Raw genomic sequence first — 15243 nt, forward strand, 5'->3', positions numbered from 1 at the left:
CAAGCGAGGGCGAGGATGCAGCCTGCATCACATTTTTTTCAATTGAAGCGAACTTTCTCTGATTCACCCTGTCTGAACTTGTGCGCTTAGGAAGGGCCGGAAAAGAAAAACGATAACCTGATGGGGGTTTTACGGCTCTGATGAGCGACCAGAATCTACTGGACGAACAGCTGGTTGAACGGGTCCAGCGCGGCGATAAAGCAGCTTTCAACCTGTTGGTAAAAAAATACCAGCATAAGGTGGTCAACCTGGTTGCCAGGTATGTCAACAATCCCGGTGATGTGCCCGATGTGGCGCAAGAGGCCTTTATAAAAGCCTACCGTGCATTGCCGACATTCCGTGGCGAAAGTGCTTTTTACACCTGGTTGTACCGAATTGCCGTCAACACGGCGAAGAATTATCTCACCTCCCAGGGGCGCAGGCCGCCCAGCAGTGATGTGGAGGCTGACGAAGCGGAGTCTTATGGTGGTGGTGAAGCCTTGCAAGAGGTCTCAACCCCCGAAAACCTGGCGCTGACTGACGAGATCAAACGCACCGTGTTTTCAGCCATAGAGGCATTGCCGGAAGACCTGAGGACAGCTATCACCCTCCGCGAACTGGAAGGGCTGAGCTACGAAGAGATTGCCGAAATCATGGATTGCCCTGTGGGTACGGTCAGATCCCGTATCTTCCGGGCGAGGGAAGCAATCGATAAAAAGCTGCAACCTCTGATCGAGAATTAACTGGGGAAAGACGGGTTAACTTATGGCAAATAAAGAGCAAATCTCTGCCCTGATGGATGGTGACCTGAGTGACGCAGAGGTACTGAACGAGCTGGAGATGGACTCCGACTTGCAAGATACCTGGGGTCGTTACCACCTGATCGGCGATGCCATGCGGGGTGACCTGCCGGTCAATCTGCAACTGGATCTCAGTGACAGCATTATGGCTGCGCTGGAGGATGAGCCCACCATACTGGCACCCAAGCCGGTCGAGACGGCTCCCGTGCTGCAACCTGCCGTTGCGCCGGTCAAGACTGATTCCAATGTGGTTCCGTTGTTCCGCCGTGTCGGTCAGCAGCTGGGTCAATATGCCATTGCGGCATCTGTGGCCGCTGCCGTTATCTTCGGGGTGCAGCAGTATCAGGGACAGGATGGCGTTCCGGCCAATCCGGTGCTCAATACCATTCCAATCGGTGGCAGTGCGGCACCTGTGAGTGTTCACTATCCGCAACAGGATGGCGCCCGTGCCCGTCAGCAAGGGCTGACCGAACAGCAGATGCAGGAGCAGCGGGAGCGGATCAACGCCTTCCTGCGTGACCACCAGTTGCAGCAGCGCCTGTTGCAAGACAGACAGATCCAACAATAACGAATTGTCAGGGATACAAACGTGCGCCAGTCCAGCCGTATTTTGCTGGCCTCTCTCCTGCTGATTAGTGCCAAGGCCTCGGCCGACGATAAGTCGGCCGAGGCCTTGTTGCAGCAGATGCAGAGTGCCGTGCAGCAACAGAATTTCGAGTTGTCCATGGTCAAGGCCCGTCAGGGGCGTCTTGAACCGATCCGGATCAGCCATGCCGTGATCAACGGCAAGGAAGTGGCCCACCTCAGTTACCTCGACGGCAAGGCGATCGAGTATCTCCAGCGCCAGAACGAATACACCTTCTTTGAAAACAGCCACGATCCCTACACACTGAAGGATGCCCGCTTCCCCGGCATCTGGTCGACCCTGGTGAAGATGCCGCTGGCACAGGTGCTGGAGAGCTATGATCCTGTGCTGGCCGGCCGCAGCCGGGTTGCCGGTGTGGTGGCGCAGGTGGTAAGGCTGGTGCCTAAAGAGGCCGACAAATATGGTTTCGTGCTCTGGATTGATGAGCAGAGCCACTTGCTGCTGCGGATCGACATGGTCGAGCGGGAAGGCAATCTGGTGGAGCAGGTGCTCGGTGTCGAGCTGGATCTGCAGAGCAAACCGGCCCCCTGGCTGGTGAAGCTGGCCAACAGCAAGCAGCCTCCGGCGCTGGCGCTGGAGGATGCCTATCCGGCGCCACAACAGCAGTTGAACTGGCAGATCACCTGGCTGCCCGATGGCTTCAAGGTGCTGTCGCAAGACCGGCACCAGCTGGTGACCACCAGTATGCCGGTGGACTACATGATGCTCTCCGACGGGCTGGTGGATCTCTCGGTCTACGTCTCCCGGGTGGATCCCAAGCAGGCGGTGCGCCAGCAGCTGATCCGCCAGGGGGCGACCTCGCTGGTGAGCTATGTCAACGAGGTGGGGGTCGAGATCACCGTGGTCGGTGAGGTGCCTGCCGAAACCGCCAAGCGCATCGCCGAGTCGGTCCAGCCGCTGGCCCGCAACGAAGCGGTGCAGTAACGGGGGATGCGGGGTTCTTCACCGCTTGCCGAGCGTGGCGAGTCGTGGTCAGATCCCCTGATTGTGTGAACCCGAGGTGTTGCCGTGAATGAGATGAGTGAAGAGCTGGCGACCGTGGTGGCCATTGAGGGTGACCATGCCTGGGTGGAGTGTGAGCGTCGCTCCGCCTGCAGTGGTTGTCAGCAGCAATCCAACTGCGGTACCGGCACCGTGGCCAAGGCGTTTCCCCTGAAAGCTCCCCGCTTGCGGGTCAGGCTGACCGCCGAGGTGCGGGTTGGCCAGCAAGTGAGGCTCGGTATCCCGCAGGAGAGTCTGCTGCGCGGGGCGGCGCTGGTCTATGTGCTGCCGCTTTTCTGCCTGTTGGCCGGCGCCTTGCTGGGGCAGCTCTGGCTGGCACCGCTGCTCTCGGGTGGGGAGGGAATTACCATTCTCTGCTGCCTGCTGGGGGGCGTGCTGGGCTTTTTACTGGTTCGTTACTTTTCCAACCGCCTGGATCAGGGGCGCTACGGCCCGCAGATGCTCGGCGTGGTCGTCCCTGTCCGCATTCTCCCCTGACTGAACAGGCGCTATTTCACTGGTGCTGGCGACTAAAGAATGGCCGTCAGCCGGGTTATCCAGTAAAATCGCGCCTCCATAACTGACCTTAACTAATTTTGAGTGACTCTTGCTCGATGAAACACATTCGTAACTTTTCGATTATTGCGCACATCGACCACGGTAAATCGACCTTGTCGGACCGTCTGATCCAGACTTGCGGTGGCTTGTCCGACCGCGAGATGCAGGCTCAGGTGCTTGACTCCATGGATCTGGAGCGCGAGCGCGGCATTACCATCAAAGCACAGAGTGTGACCCTGAACTACCAGGCACAAGACGGTAACACCTACCAGCTGAACTTTATCGACACCCCGGGCCACGTGGATTTCTCCTACGAGGTCTCCCGCTCTTTGGCGGCCTGTGAAGGGGCGCTGCTGGTGGTGGATGCCGGCCAGGGGGTTGAGGCACAGACTCTGGCCAACTGCTACACCGCCATGGAAATGGATCTGGAAGTGGTGCCGGTGCTGAACAAAATTGACCTGCCGGCCGCAGAACCCGAGCGGGTTGCCGAGGAGATCGAAGACATCGTCGGTATCGACGCAGTCGATGCGGTGCGCTGCTCCGCTAAGACCGGTCTGGGTGTTGATCTGGTGCTGGAAGAGATCGTCGCCAAGATCCCGGCGCCGGAAGGTGACCCGGATGCCCCGCTGCAGGCGCTGATCATCGACTCCTGGTTCGACTCCTATCTGGGCGTTGTCTCTTTGGTGCGGATCAAGAACGGTTCCCTGAAGAAGAACGACAAGATCAAGGTGATGAGCACCGGTCAGGTGTGGGGTGTCGATCGTATCGGTATCTTCACACCCAAGCAGGTGGATACTCAGGGTCTGGGTTGCGGCGAGGTAGGTTGGGTTGTCTGCGGTATCAAGGACATCCACGGCGCGCCGGTGGGCGATACCCTGACTCAGGCCAAGAACGGTGCCGACAAGGCGCTGGCTGGCTTCAAGAAGGTGAAGCCGCAGGTTTATGCGGGTCTGTTCCCTATCTCCAGCGATGACTACGAGTCGTTCCGTGACGCCCTCGACAAGCTCTCCCTGAACGATGCCTCCCTGTTCTTCGAACCGGAGAGCTCCACTGCGCTGGGCTTCGGCTTCCGTTGCGGCTTCCTCGGCATGCTGCACATGGAGATCATTCAGGAGCGTCTGGAGCGTGAATACGATCTGGATCTGATCACCACGGCGCCGACAGTAGTGTACGAGATCGAGCTGACCGACGGCTCCACCATCCATATCGACAGCCCGGCCCAGATGCCCGCCATCACCAGCATCAAGGAGATGCGCGAGCCGATCGCCGAGTGTCATATCCTGCTGCCGCAGGAGTACATGGGCAACGTGATCACCCTCTGTATCGAGAAGCGTGGCGTGCAGACCAACATGGTCTACCACGGCAAGCAGGTGGCGCTGACCTATGAAATCCCGATGGCGGAAGTGGTGCTCGACTTCTTCGACCGTCTGAAATCCACCAGTCGTGGTTACGCCTCGCTGGACTATGGCTTCAAGCGTTTCGAAACCTCCGACATGGTCCGTCTGGATATCATGATCAACGGTGAGCGCGTCGATGCCCTGGCCATCATCACCCACAAGGACAACGCCCAGTATCGCGGTCGTCAGGTGGTGGAGAAGATGCGCGAGCTGATCCCGCGCCAGATGTTCGATATCGCCATTCAGGCGGCCATCGGCAACCAGATCATCGCTCGCAGCACTGTCAAGGCTCTGCGTAAAGACGTAACCGCCAAGTGCTACGGTGGTGATGTGAGTCGTAAGAAGAAACTGCTGAACAAGCAGAAAGAAGGTAAGAAGCGGATGAAGTCCCTCGGCCGTGTCGACGTGCCGCAGGAAGCCTTCCTCGCGATTCTCCACGTCGGAAAGGATTAATAGATGGCAAGCACGTTTTCCCTGATCCTGGTGGTGGTCTGCGCGATCACCGGTGTTATCTGGTGTCTGGACAAGATGATTTGGTCCAAGCAGCGCGCCGCCAAGATTGCCGTGGCTCGTGCCCATGGCGGTGCCCACCTGGATGAGAAGACCCTGGCCAAGGTGGCCCCCGTGCCGGTCTGGATTGAGCAGACCGCTGGGGTCTTCCCGGTCATCACTTTTGTGCTGATCCTGCGTTCGTTCATTTTTGAACCGTTCCAGATCCCGTCAGGTTCCATGATGCCCACCCTGCTGGTGGGCGACTTCATCCTGGTGGAAAAATTTGCCTACGGTCTGCGGGATCCGGTGACCAACACCAAGTTCCTCGAGACTGGCGAGCCCAAGCGTGGCGACGTGGTGGTGTTCAAGTATCCCCTTGAACCGCGCGTTGACTACATCAAGCGGGTGGTCGGCATGCCGGGTGATCGGGTCATCTATCGCAACAAGGAGCTGATGATCCGGCCCAAGTGCGAAGAGCAGGAAGGGAAAACGTGTCCGGGCTTCAAGAAGCTCGACGTCAAGTTTGAACAAAGAGGCGAATTTACCCAGATGGGGATCCCCCTTGACCGCTATACCGAGCAGTTGGGTGATGTCTCCCACGAGACCCTGCGCAATCCGCTGATGCCCGACATGGTTGGCCGTTACTATCGCCAGCCCGGCACCTACCCCGACGAGTGGGTGGTACCGGAAGGCCAGTATTTCGTGATGGGCGACAACCGCGACAACAGCACCGACAGCCGCTTCTGGGGCTTTGTGCCCGAGCAGAATCTGGTCGGCAAGGCGGTCGCTATCTGGATAAGTTTTGAATTCGAGCGCGAAGAAGGCTCCCTGCTGCCAAGTTGGGTACCGACAGGTGTGCGCTTCAACCGCATTGGCGGAATCAAGTAAATGAATATCAAGATGAACAGACTGCAGTCCCGTCTCGGGCATGTCTTTGCGGATCTGGAACTACTGACCCGGGCGCTGACTCACCGCAGCGCCGGCTCCCGTCACAATGAACGACTGGAATTTCTGGGTGACTCGATTTTGAGTCTGGTGATTGCCGACGATCTGTTCCACCGCTTCCCGCAAGCGGCGGAAGGGGATCTCAGCCGGATGCGCGCCACCCTGGTGCGCGAGAAGACCCTGGCCGAACTGGGCCGGGAGTTTGACCTCGGGGATCACCTGATCCTCGGTCCCGGCGAACTCAAGAGCGGCGGTTTTCGCCGCGAATCCATTCTGGCCGATACGGTCGAGGCGGTGATCGGTGCCGTCTATCTGGATACCAATCTTGAGACGGTGCGGACACTGCTGCTGAGCTGGTACGCCAGCCGCCTGGAAGAGATCAAGCCGGGCATCGAGCAGAAAGATCCCAAGACCCGTCTGCAAGAAATTTTGCAGGGAAGCCGCAAATCCCTGCCGACCTACACTGTGACCAACGTCAAGGGCGAGGCACACAACCAGGAGTTCACCGTCCAGTGTGACGTGGAAGGTCTGGATGGTCCCCTCGTCGGGGTCGGCACCAGCCGTCGCAAGGCCGAACAGGCCGCGGCGCAGCAAGCATTGGAAAAACTGTCATGACAGATACTACCTATTGCGGCTTTGTCGCCATCGTGGGCCGCCCGAACGTGGGCAAGTCCACCCTGCTCAACAAGCTGCTTGGCCAGAAGGTCAGCATCACCTCGAAGAAGCCCCAGACCACCCGTCACCGGATTTTGGGGATCGACACCGAGGATAACTACCAGACCATCTATGTCGACACCCCGGGTCTGCACATTGAAGAGAAACGGGCCATCAACCGCCTGATGAACCGTGCCGCCACCAGTTCGCTGGGTGATGTGGCCATGGTGGTGTTCATGGTCGATGGTACCCACTGGACCAAAGACGACGAGATGGTGCTGGGCAAGCTGCGCAATCTCAAGTGCCCTGTGGTGCTGGCGGTCAACAAGATCGACAACGTCAAGGAGAAGGAGGAGCTGCTTCCCCACCTCGAGTGGCTGGGCCAGCAGATGAACTTCGCCCATATCCTGCCCATCAGTGCCCAGAAGGGCACCAACGTGGAGAAGATCCGCGAGTGGGCCAAGCCGTTGCTGCCGGAAAACGTCCACTTCTTCCCGGAAGATTACGTGACCGATCGCTCCTCCCGTTTCATGGCCTCCGAGATCATCCGCGAGAAGCTGATGCGCTTCACCGGTGAGGAGCTGCCCTACTCGGTGACGGTGGAGATCGAGCGCTTCAAGGTGGAAGAGAGCGGTATCTATCACATCCACGGCCTCATTCTGGTCGAGCGCGATGGCCAGAAGAAGATGGTCATCGGCAACAAGGGCGAGAAGATCAAGACCATCGGCACCGAGGCGCGTCTCGATATGGAACGGCTGTTCCAGAACAAGGTGCACCTCGAGCTGTGGGTCAAGGTCAAATCCGGCTGGGCCGATGACGAGCGCGCCCTGCGCAGTCTTGGCTACGGTGACGATTAAGTGGCGCTGACTGATTGCTGACCCCGGCTTTCGTCATCCATAGCCGACCCTATCGTGAGACCAGCCAGCTGGTCGAGGTTTTCACCCAGGATAGTGGCCGCTTTACCCTGGTGGCTCGCGGTTCTCGCGGGCCACGCTCCCCTCTCAAGGGGCTGCTGCAACCCTTTACCCTGCTCACCATCGCCTGGCGCGGCAAGGGGGATCTCAAGAACCTCACCCAGGTCGAATGCCCCGACCACTCCCTGCGTCTCGGTGGCGATCGCCTCTTCTACGGCCTCTATCTCAACGAGCTGGTCTACTACCTGCTGGAAGCGCACACCCCGTTCCCCGAGGTGTTCGACGCCTATGCCCGTGCCATCATGGCGCTGGCCGATGGCGAGACGCCTGAGCTGCCGCTGCGCCGCTTCGAGTTTCTGCTGCTGCAGGCGCTGGGCTATGCGGTCGATTTCGAATACACGGCGGATGACGAGTCGCCCATCGAGCCGACCTTGCTCTATGGCTTCGAGCGTGAATTGGGCTTTGTTGCTTGCGAGCGGGCGCCGGATCCCCGTACCCTGTTTCTCGGTGCCCACCTGCTCGCCTTTGCCGAGGGACGTTTCGATACCCCTCCCTTGCTGCAGGCGGCCAAACGTTTCAGCCGATTGGCACTGCAACCCTATCTGGGCAAGCGCCAGCTAAAGAGCCGGGAGCTGTTTTTAAAACGCAAGGCCAGTATGCAAGGCTGACACAGATTACAGACATACGGATATTGGCGCGGGGTGATTCGCTGACCGCGCAGTCAACAGATGAAGCCTTTCAAGGAGTTCTCAATGAGTGAAATCTATCTGGGTGTGAACATCGACCATATCGCCACCCTGCGCAATGCCCGTGGCACCCAGTATCCGGATCCGGTACAGGCCGCGTTCGTGGCCGAACAGGCCGGGGCCGATGGCATTACCGTGCATCTGCGTGAAGATCGCCGCCACATCACCGACCGCGATGTGGAGATCCTGCGCCAGACTATCCAGACCAGAATGAACCTGGAGATGGCAGTGACCGAAGAGATGATCGGCATCGCCTGTCGCATCAAGCCCCACTTCGTCTGTCTGGTGCCGGAGAAGCGCACCGAGGTGACCACTGAAGGCGGTCTGGACGTGGCCGGTCAGCTGGACAAGGTGACTGACGCCGTTGCCCGTCTTTCCGCTGTGGGGGCCCAGGTTTCCCTCTTTATCGATGCCGATCCCATCCAGATCGATGCGGCTGCCGAGAGTGGTGCCCCCTTTATCGAAATCCACACTGGCCGTTATGCCGATGCCACCACAGATGCCGAGCGCAACGCCGAGTTCAAGCGTATCGCCGCCGGCGCCTCCTATGCCGCTGGCAAGGGGCTCAAGGTCAATGCCGGCCATGGCCTGCATTACCACAACGTCAAAGCCATCGCCGCCATCCCCGAGCTCTATGAGCTCAACATCGGCCACGCCATCATCGGCCGCGCCGCCTTCGATGGTCTGGCCAAGGCCGTGAGCGACATGCGCCTGCTGATGCAGGAAGCCCGTCAGGGGATCTGAGTTGCAAAATAGGCCCGCGGCCTGAGACCGGCCACCAAAAACAACAAGGGGCGCCACGGCGTCCTTTGTTATTTCAGGCGTTGTTCAAGTGAGGGCAATGGGTTGGCGGCTATAGAGCTGTAATAACCCAGCACAATCGGCTATAAGCAGTTGATGTCAAAAGGGTTACACTGGTTGACCCTGTGAGCTGGACGAGAATGTTATGGATCATCCCTTGTACCACCCCGATATCACCGAACTTGAACCTGTCGCCCGCGCGGCGGGAGCGGCCATCATGGCCATCTACAGCCAGCCCTTCGCGGTGGAGTACAAGAGCGACGAGAGTCCGCTGACCGCGGCCGACAAGGGGGCTCATGAGGTGATAGTGCAGGCGTTGGCACGGCTGACTCCTGATATCCCTGTGCTGTCGGAGGAGTCGGGGTCCGAGGTGATGGCGGCGCGCCACGGCTGGTCCCGCTACTGGCTGGTGGATCCCCTCGACGGCACCAAGGAGTTTGTCTCGCGCAACGGCGAGTTCACCGTCAATATCGCGCTGATTGAAGGGGGGGCGCCGCGCTGGGGGCTGGTCTATGCCCCAGTGCTGGACAAGCTCTGGTATGGCGGAAAGGGTCTTGGTGCCTGGCGCATCGCCGATGGCAAGCGCGAGCCTATCCAGACCCGGCCTCATCGTGAAGGCGAGGCGTGGCGAGTGGTGGGCAGTCGCAACCACCTGTCGCAGGAGACCCTCGATTTCTTGGCTCCTTTTGGCGAGATCGAGCTGGTCTCCATGGGTAGCTCCCTCAAGTTCTGCATCATCGCCGAGGGGGGCGCCGAGCTCTATCCGCGCCTCGCACCCACCTGCGAGTGGGATACCGGCGCGGCGCAGGCGGTGCTGGAGGGGGCGGGTGGCAGCGTCACCCAGCTCGATGGCTCACCCCTTGCTTACAACAAGCCCGATATCCTCAATCCCTGGTTTGTCGCCAGAGCGTGACCTTGTTGGTGCGCTGAGCAACGCGCAATAAAAAGAGGCCGGATCGGGTTGTACACCCGTTCCGGCCTCTTTGCATCTGACGCAGTTTTAAAAGACTTTCTTGAACGGCTTGATGGTGACCTTGGCGTAAACACCGGCGGTCACATAAGGGTCGGCATCGGCCCAGGCTTGGGCGTCCGCCTGCGAGGCAAACTCGGCGATGACGGTGCTGCCGGTAAAGCCTGCATCGGCCGGATCCTCGGCATCGATAGCCGGGTTGGGGCCGGCGGTCAGCAGGCGACCTTCATCCTGCAGGGCTTGCAGTCGGGCAAGATGGGCAGGGCGAACTTGCTTGCGCAGTGGCAGGCTATCGGGGACATCTTCGGAGTAGATGAGATACCACATGAGACAATCCTTTTCTGATGAGGGTTACTTTTTGGGTTCGTCTTTTTGCTGGGACAACTGCTCGGCAGGGATGTGGCGGTAGAGATAGACGCCGCTCAGCAGGGTAAAGACCAGCGTCATCCCCAGCAGACCGAACACCTTGAAGTTGACCCACATCTCCTGCGGCAGGTTGAACGCCACATAGAGGTTGAGCAGGCCACAGACGGTAAAGAAGCCGACCCAGCCGAGATTGACCTTGTCCCAGACTGCATCGGGCGCTTGCAGCTCCTTGGCCAGCATCTGTTTGATCAGGTTCTTGCCAAAGCCGTAGCGGCTGATGAGCAGACCCAGTGCAAACAGTACGTTGATGACAGTCACTTTCCACTTGATGAAGGTGTCATCGTGGAAGAAGACGGTGAGGCCGCCGAAGAAGCCAACCAGCAGGAAGGTAAAGAGCTGCATCTTCTCGACTTTGCGATAGCGGATCCAGCTATAGGCGAGCTGCAGACCGGTGACCACTACCAGTGCGCCGGTAGCCATGTAGATGTCGTAGAACTTGTAGACCGCGAAGAAAACGATAAGTGGAATAAATTCAATAAATTGCTTCATGTCTGGCGCCTAGTCCTCAAAGATGGCCTGCAAATTTCGCCCAGTCTACCTGTACAGCAGACAACGGCAAATGAATAAGACCGCTCATTTTTACGCCGGTTCCGCGCTGTCGCCAAACAGTTGGCGTGCAATGGAGATCCCCAGTCGCTGCTGATCGGCCAGCAGTTCACGGATATGACGCTCTTCGATAAGCGGGTTGAGCAGCACGGCGCGCAGCAGGGTGAGCGGTTGGGCACCATAGCGTACCACCGCTCGTTGGGTGCGGGAGACAAAGCTGTGCCCCTCGGCCCGCTGGGCTTTTTGCAGTGCCACGTTGAAGTCGTTGATCTGTGCATTGGCCGCTTCATCCAGCACCTTGCCCTGCAGGTGGGGTGGAATGCAGCGGTAGGAGAGCAGATTCATCACCGGTGCCGACATCAGCTCGAAGGCGGGATTGCTGGTGATGAGCTCGGCCATCAGCCGGGCGCGGTCGTAGTTGGCTTCGATAAGCTCGGCGTAGCCTTGCTGGCCGAAGAGTTGGAAGGCGGCATCCAGATAGAGGGCATTAGCCGGGCGGGTGCCCTCCAGGGTAAAGCGACCCTGATCGAACGAGGTGGCGCGAATGGCATAGGGCGCCTCTCGCTTGACTGCCATCATCAGGTCGGGCTGGCGGCAGAGCAGCATGCCGGTACCAAGCGGCACCAGCAGTTGCTTGTGGCCATCGAGGGTGACTGTGTCGGCCTGCTCTATTCCGGCAAGCAGACCTTGATAGCGGGGAGAGAAGAGGGTCGGGCCGCCCCAGGCGGCATCCACGTGGAAGTGGATCTGCTCGCGCTCGGCGATGGTGGCCAGCTCAGGCAGGGGGTCGATGGAGCCAAAGTCGGTACTGCCTGCCACGCCGACCAATGCCAGTACTTTCAATTTTTGCTCTTTGCACTGGATCAGAGCCTGTTCCAGCGCCGCCAGACTGAGCCGGTTCTGCTCGTCGGTCTCAAGGCGCCAAACGCTGCGGGCGCCCAGCCCCAGCAGATCCATCCCCTTGTCGAAGGAGTAGTGCATCAGGCGGGAGCCCAGAATGACGGCGCCGCGATAGCCCTGCTCGTAGAGGGCAAACAGGTTGTCGCCACAGGCGCGGTTGCGAGCCAGCCAGAGGGCGGTGACGTTGGCGATGGTGCCGCCGCTGGTCATGACACCGAGGGCGGCATCCTTGGCATGCATCTGCTCGCCGTAGAAGGCATCGTCCATGCCGTAGATGAGGCGGTGCAGCTTGGCCAGCACCTCTCGCTCCAGAAAGCTGAGCAGGCGGGAGGACTCCATCTTCATCGGATTCTGGTTGAGCATCACCAGCAGGCGCGACAGCTCGGCGGTATAGGCTGGCAGGGGCGCCGTCATGTGGCCCATGTAGCGTGGCGAGGTGAGGTGAGAGGCGCCGGGCACCAGAGTAGCCAGCCGCGCCAGATACTCCTCGATAGGTTGGCCGACCGCAGGCATGCGGGATTGATCGAGCTGGTGGGTGAACAGGTCGCGCTGATAGGGGGCTTGACTGTCGTCGGAGTGGTGGAAGCTCTCCAGCAAGGTGTTCATCGCCTCGCCAAAGGCGGGATCCGCTTGTGCAAACAGCTCAGTCAACTTCATCAGGTTCTCCAGACCAGGTCACCGGGGTAGGTGTCTATGCCGCTTGTCTCGGGCATCGGCGGCAGAGCATACACCAAAGGTTGGCAGGTGACAGCCACTCCATTTTTTAAGCGAACACTTGTACTCCGAAATGGCGCTGGGTAGAGTGAGCCACAGTTATTGTGGAGTAGATGTTATGAGTGGTGTGATGGATTACTCTCCCCGGGAGGAGCTGGCAAACCGGCTGAGTCACGGTGCGGGATTGTTGCTGGGGATTGTCGGGCTGGTGCTGTTGCTCATCAAAGGATGGGGGCAGGGCACGCAGGCGCTGGTGAGTTACAGCCTTTATGGCGGCAGTCTGGTGCTGCTCTATCTCGCCTCGACCCTCTATCACAGCATGGGGTCAGGGCGGGCCAGACGCTGGTGCAAGGTGTTTGATCACTGCGCCATCTATCTGCTGATCGCCGGTACTTACACTCCGTTCCTGCTGGTTGCGCTCGACACGCCGCTGGCGAAGGGCTTGATGGTGGTGATCTGGGCCCTGGCGCTGGCTGGCGTGGTGTTCAAGCTGGTATTTATCAACCGCTTCAAGAAGTTGTCGCTATTCACCTATCTGATGCTGGGCTGGCTGTCGCTGGTGGTCATCTATCAGCTCTACATCCATCTGGCCGGTGAGGGGCTGTTGCTGCTCGGGCTTGGTGGCCTTATCTACAGCCTCGGGGTCATCTTCTATGTGGCCAAGCAGATCCCCTATAACCACGCCATCTGGCATCTCTTTGTGCTGGGTGGCAGCGTTTGTCACTTTATGGCCATTTACGGCTACGTCGCCTAACGTCTTGCAACTAGCCCTTAATTGGTATTTTTGGCGCGTAAAAGGATAAATTCGTGCGGTATCACACAGTTGGCATCAGCGTTTGCTGACAAGCTAGGGCCAGTTCAATTCGCAAAGGATGCACGAAATGAGTGAAATTGCGCTTTCCATCAGCATGTTGTCGCTGGTGGCAGTGCTAGGACTCTGGCTGGGAAACTGGCGAGTCTATGGCGTTGGCTTGGGAATAGGGGGGGTGCTGTTCGGCGGCATCATAGTGGGTCACTTTGCAGGCGCCTCCGATCTCGCGCTGGATGCACAAACGCTTCACTTTATTCAAGAATTTGGCCTGATCCTGTTTGTCTATACCATCGGCATCCAGGTCGGGCCTGGTTTCTTCTCGTCATTGCGCAGTTCGGGTCTCAAACTCAACGCCTTTGCCGCATTACTGGTCATCCTTGGCTGCGTGGTGGCTGCTGGCTTGCATCAATTTTTCGATGTGCCGTTGCCGGTCATTCTGGGGGTCTTCTCCGGTGCCGTCACCAATACGCCATCCCTCGGTGCGGGCCAGCAGATCTTGGCCGAGCTGGGCGCCGCGCCCGGTTCTACCGGCCTGATGGGGATGGGATATGCGGTTGCCTATCCGTTTGGTATCTGTGGCATTTTGCTCACCATGTGGCTGGTCAGGGTCTTCTTTCGCATCAAGATCGACGATGAAGCCGCCCAGTTCGAGCTACAAACCGGTAAAACCAAGGAGAGCTTGCAGACCATCAACATCGCGGTGCGCAACCCCAACATGCACGGCCTGATGCTGAGCGAGATCCCGAGTCTCGACGAGTCTGATGTCATCTGTTCACGGCTCAAACGGGGCGACGAGCTGATGGTGCCACGGCCGGAATCCCGTATCGAACTGGGTGACTTGCTGCACCTGGTGGGTGAGCGTCACGCGCTGCACAAGGTGTTGCTGGTGTTGGGAGAGGAGGTGGAGACCTCGCTCTCGACCCGGGGCACCGATCTGCGCGTCGAGCGAGTAGTGGTGACCAACGAGCAGGTTCTTGGCAAGAAGATCCGCGATCTGGACATCAAACAGCGCTATGACGTGGTGATCTCCCGTCTCAACCGGGCTGGTATCGAACTGGTGCCGACCAGTCAGACCAGCCTGCAGTTTGGTGACATCCTCAACCTGGTTGGCCGTCTCGACGCCATCGAAGCGGTGACCAATGTGGTCGGCAACGTGCAGCAAAAACTGCAACAGGTGCAGATGTTGCCGGTATTTATCGGGATTGGCCTTGGCGTATTGCTCGGCTCCATCCCCTTCTATCTGCCCGGTTTCCCGGCCGCCCTCAAGCTGGGTCTGGCGGGGGGGCCGCTGGTGGTGGCGCTGATCCTGTCGCGGATCGGCAGCATCGGCAAGCTCTACTGGTTCATGCCACCCAGCGCCAACCTGGCGCTGCGGGAGATCGGGATCGTGCTGTTTCTGGCGGTGGTTGGATTCAAGTCCGGTGCCGGCTTCGTCGATACCCTGATCAACGGTGATGGCCCGGCCTGGATGCTCTACGGTATGGCGATCACCCTGATCCCGCTGCTGGTGGTCGGTTTGCTGGCGCGCCTCTACGGCAAGATGAATTATCTGACCCTGTGCGGCTTGCTGGCCGGCTCCATGACAGATCCTCCCGCGCTGGCCTTTGCCAACGCCATGCACCCGACCAGTGGCGCCAGTGCGCTCTCATACGCCACTGTCTACCCGCTGGTGATGTTTCTGCGGATCATCTCGCCACAGCTGCTGGCTATTATCCTCTGGGCGGGTGCATAGGGTTAATCTTGACGGGAGCATGCCTTGTCATGCTCTCGTCATCATTCTGTAATTTATTGATAATTTTGGTTTTTACCATTCTCGCAACCTCGTTTTACACACTTCTGTCTGGCTGAACAGTTCAGCCTCAAATCGGTCTATCCTTTCGAATTTTCGAGCTGGTTATTTTTCCCCTCAGTCTGCAAAGTAGGCTGTGGCTTATTGCATTCAAATCAGGATTCAGGAGAGAAC

At 59.0% G+C, this 15243-nt stretch carries 16 protein-coding genes; 13 read left to right on the forward strand and 3 right to left on the reverse strand.

The annotated features are described in order from the left end of the window. The first annotated feature begins 140 nt into the window (after nt 1-140). From rpoE to cysQ, 11 genes are all read left to right on the forward strand, one after another. Nucleotides 141-722 carry an RNA polymerase sigma factor RpoE gene (gene rpoE / locus ACTG20_RS06145; protein WP_005335411.1) on the forward strand — a complete coding sequence of 194 codons (582 nt, stop codon included), beginning with the start codon at nt 141-143 and terminating at the stop codon, nt 720-722. A 22-nt stretch (nt 723-744) separates the two neighbouring features. Further along, nucleotides 745-1347 (forward strand): RseA family anti-sigma factor, encoded by a 603-nt coding sequence (locus ACTG20_RS06150; protein ID WP_005335409.1) that lies wholly within the window; start codon nt 745-747, stop codon nt 1345-1347. A 21-nt stretch (nt 1348-1368) separates the two neighbouring features. Beyond that, nucleotides 1369-2349, forward strand: coding sequence for a MucB/RseB C-terminal domain-containing protein (locus ACTG20_RS06155; protein WP_005335407.1), 981 nt, complete (start codon nt 1369-1371; stop codon nt 2347-2349). Between the two features lie 93 nt (nt 2350-2442). Continuing rightward, nucleotides 2443-2904 carry a SoxR reducing system RseC family protein gene (locus tag ACTG20_RS06160; protein WP_040068038.1) on the forward strand — a complete coding sequence of 154 codons (462 nt, stop codon included), beginning with the start codon at nt 2443-2445 and terminating at the stop codon, nt 2902-2904. 116 nt (nt 2905-3020) lie between these two features. After that, nucleotides 3021-4814: a translation elongation factor 4 gene (gene lepA / locus ACTG20_RS06165; protein WP_005335396.1), complete on the forward strand. Its 1794-nt coding sequence runs from the start codon at nt 3021-3023 to the stop codon at nt 4812-4814. A 3-nt stretch (nt 4815-4817) separates the two neighbouring features. After that, on the forward strand, nt 4818-5741 hold the full coding sequence (gene lepB / locus ACTG20_RS06170) for a signal peptidase I (protein ID WP_005335395.1): 924 nt from the start codon (nt 4818-4820) through the stop codon (nt 5739-5741). Beyond that, a complete protein-coding gene (rnc, locus tag ACTG20_RS06175; RefSeq protein ID WP_005335394.1) occupies nt 5742-6413 on the forward strand; it encodes a ribonuclease III in 672 nt (223 codons plus the stop codon). It abuts the gene before it with no gap. Then, nucleotides 6410-7309, forward strand: a complete 900-nt coding sequence (era, locus tag ACTG20_RS06180; RefSeq protein WP_033112795.1) for a GTPase Era — start codon at nt 6410-6412, stop codon at nt 7307-7309. The genes rnc and era overlap by 4 nt, the downstream gene beginning before the upstream one ends. Nucleotides 7310-7323: 14 nt before the next feature. After that, nucleotides 7324-8034: a DNA repair protein RecO gene (gene recO, locus ACTG20_RS06185; RefSeq protein ID WP_005335391.1), complete on the forward strand. Its 711-nt coding sequence runs from the start codon at nt 7324-7326 to the stop codon at nt 8032-8034. 84 nt (nt 8035-8118) lie between these two features. Continuing rightward, entirely contained in the window at nt 8119-8856 is a 738-nt protein-coding gene (gene pdxJ, locus ACTG20_RS06190) for a pyridoxine 5'-phosphate synthase (RefSeq protein WP_005335389.1), read from the forward strand. A gap of 202 nt (nt 8857-9058) precedes the next feature. Continuing rightward, the gene (cysQ, locus tag ACTG20_RS06195) at nt 9059-9826 is read left to right on the forward strand and encodes a 3'(2'),5'-bisphosphate nucleotidase CysQ (protein WP_376787903.1); all 768 of its coding nucleotides are present in this window, start codon (nt 9059-9061) and stop codon (nt 9824-9826) included. Nucleotides 9827-9913: 87 nt separating this feature from the next. Here cysQ and ACTG20_RS06200 read toward each other — a convergent pair whose 3' ends face one another. The 3 genes from ACTG20_RS06200 to ACTG20_RS06210 all read right to left on the reverse strand — a co-directional run bounded on the left by ACTG20_RS06200 (nt 9914) and on the right by ACTG20_RS06210 (nt 12412). Then, complete coding sequence (locus tag ACTG20_RS06200; protein WP_005362668.1) at nt 9914-10210, reverse strand: YciI family protein; 297 nt, start codon at nt 10208-10210, stop codon at nt 9914-9916. A 24-nt stretch (nt 10211-10234) separates the two neighbouring features. Then, nucleotides 10235-10798, reverse strand: a complete 564-nt coding sequence (locus tag ACTG20_RS06205) for a septation protein A (RefSeq protein WP_005354349.1) — start codon at nt 10796-10798, stop codon at nt 10235-10237. Between the two features lie 90 nt (nt 10799-10888). Further along, nucleotides 10889-12412 (reverse strand): aminotransferase class V-fold PLP-dependent enzyme, encoded by a 1524-nt coding sequence (locus ACTG20_RS06210; RefSeq protein ID WP_194494513.1) that lies wholly within the window; start codon nt 12410-12412, stop codon nt 10889-10891. Between the two features lie 175 nt (nt 12413-12587). Here ACTG20_RS06210 and trhA point away from each other — a divergent pair, with 175 nt between their 5' ends. Both trhA and ACTG20_RS06220 read left to right on the forward strand, forming a co-directional pair. Further along, entirely contained in the window at nt 12588-13223 is a 636-nt protein-coding gene (trhA, locus tag ACTG20_RS06215; protein WP_042080056.1) for a PAQR family membrane homeostasis protein TrhA, read from the forward strand. Nucleotides 13224-13350: 127 nt separating this feature from the next. Further along, complete coding sequence (locus ACTG20_RS06220; protein ID WP_194494512.1) at nt 13351-15012, forward strand: putative transporter; 1662 nt, start codon at nt 13351-13353, stop codon at nt 15010-15012. Nucleotides 15013-15243: the final 231 nt, after the last annotated feature.

Source organism: Aeromonas sp. 84A, from assembly GCF_051919345.1.
Lineage (GTDB): Bacteria > Pseudomonadota > Gammaproteobacteria > Enterobacterales > Aeromonadaceae > Aeromonas > Aeromonas veronii.

Excerpts from the sequence above, each read along its gene's own strand:
- pdxJ (WP_005335389.1), top strand. The coding sequence starts at position 8,119 with ATGAGTGAAATCTATCTGGGTGTGAACATCGACCATATCGCCACCCTG.
- rpoE (WP_005335411.1), top strand. The coding sequence starts at position 141 with ATGAGCGACCAGAATCTACTGGACGAACAGCTGGTTGAACGGGTCCAG.
- ACTG20_RS06205 (WP_005354349.1), bottom strand. The coding sequence starts at position 10,798 with ATGAAGCAATTTATTGAATTTATTCCACTTATCGTTTTCTTCGCGGTC.
- rnc (WP_005335394.1), top strand. The coding sequence starts at position 5,742 with ATGAATATCAAGATGAACAGACTGCAGTCCCGTCTCGGGCATGTCTTT.
- lepA (WP_005335396.1), top strand. The coding sequence starts at position 3,021 with ATGAAACACATTCGTAACTTTTCGATTATTGCGCACATCGACCACGGT.
- ACTG20_RS06160 (WP_040068038.1), top strand. The coding sequence starts at position 2,443 with ATGAGTGAAGAGCTGGCGACCGTGGTGGCCATTGAGGGTGACCATGCC.
- ACTG20_RS06210 (WP_194494513.1), bottom strand. The coding sequence starts at position 12,412 with ATGAAGTTGACTGAGCTGTTTGCACAAGCGGATCCCGCCTTTGGCGAG.
- ACTG20_RS06150 (WP_005335409.1), top strand. The coding sequence starts at position 745 with ATGGCAAATAAAGAGCAAATCTCTGCCCTGATGGATGGTGACCTGAGT.
- lepB (WP_005335395.1), top strand. The coding sequence starts at position 4,818 with ATGGCAAGCACGTTTTCCCTGATCCTGGTGGTGGTCTGCGCGATCACC.
- era (WP_033112795.1), top strand. The coding sequence starts at position 6,410 with ATGACAGATACTACCTATTGCGGCTTTGTCGCCATCGTGGGCCGCCCG.
- cysQ (WP_376787903.1), top strand. The coding sequence starts at position 9,059 with ATGGATCATCCCTTGTACCACCCCGATATCACCGAACTTGAACCTGTC.
- ACTG20_RS06220 (WP_194494512.1), top strand. The coding sequence starts at position 13,351 with ATGAGTGAAATTGCGCTTTCCATCAGCATGTTGTCGCTGGTGGCAGTG.
- trhA (WP_042080056.1), top strand. The coding sequence starts at position 12,588 with ATGAGTGGTGTGATGGATTACTCTCCCCGGGAGGAGCTGGCAAACCGG.
- ACTG20_RS06200 (WP_005362668.1), bottom strand. The coding sequence starts at position 10,210 with ATGTGGTATCTCATCTACTCCGAAGATGTCCCCGATAGCCTGCCACTG.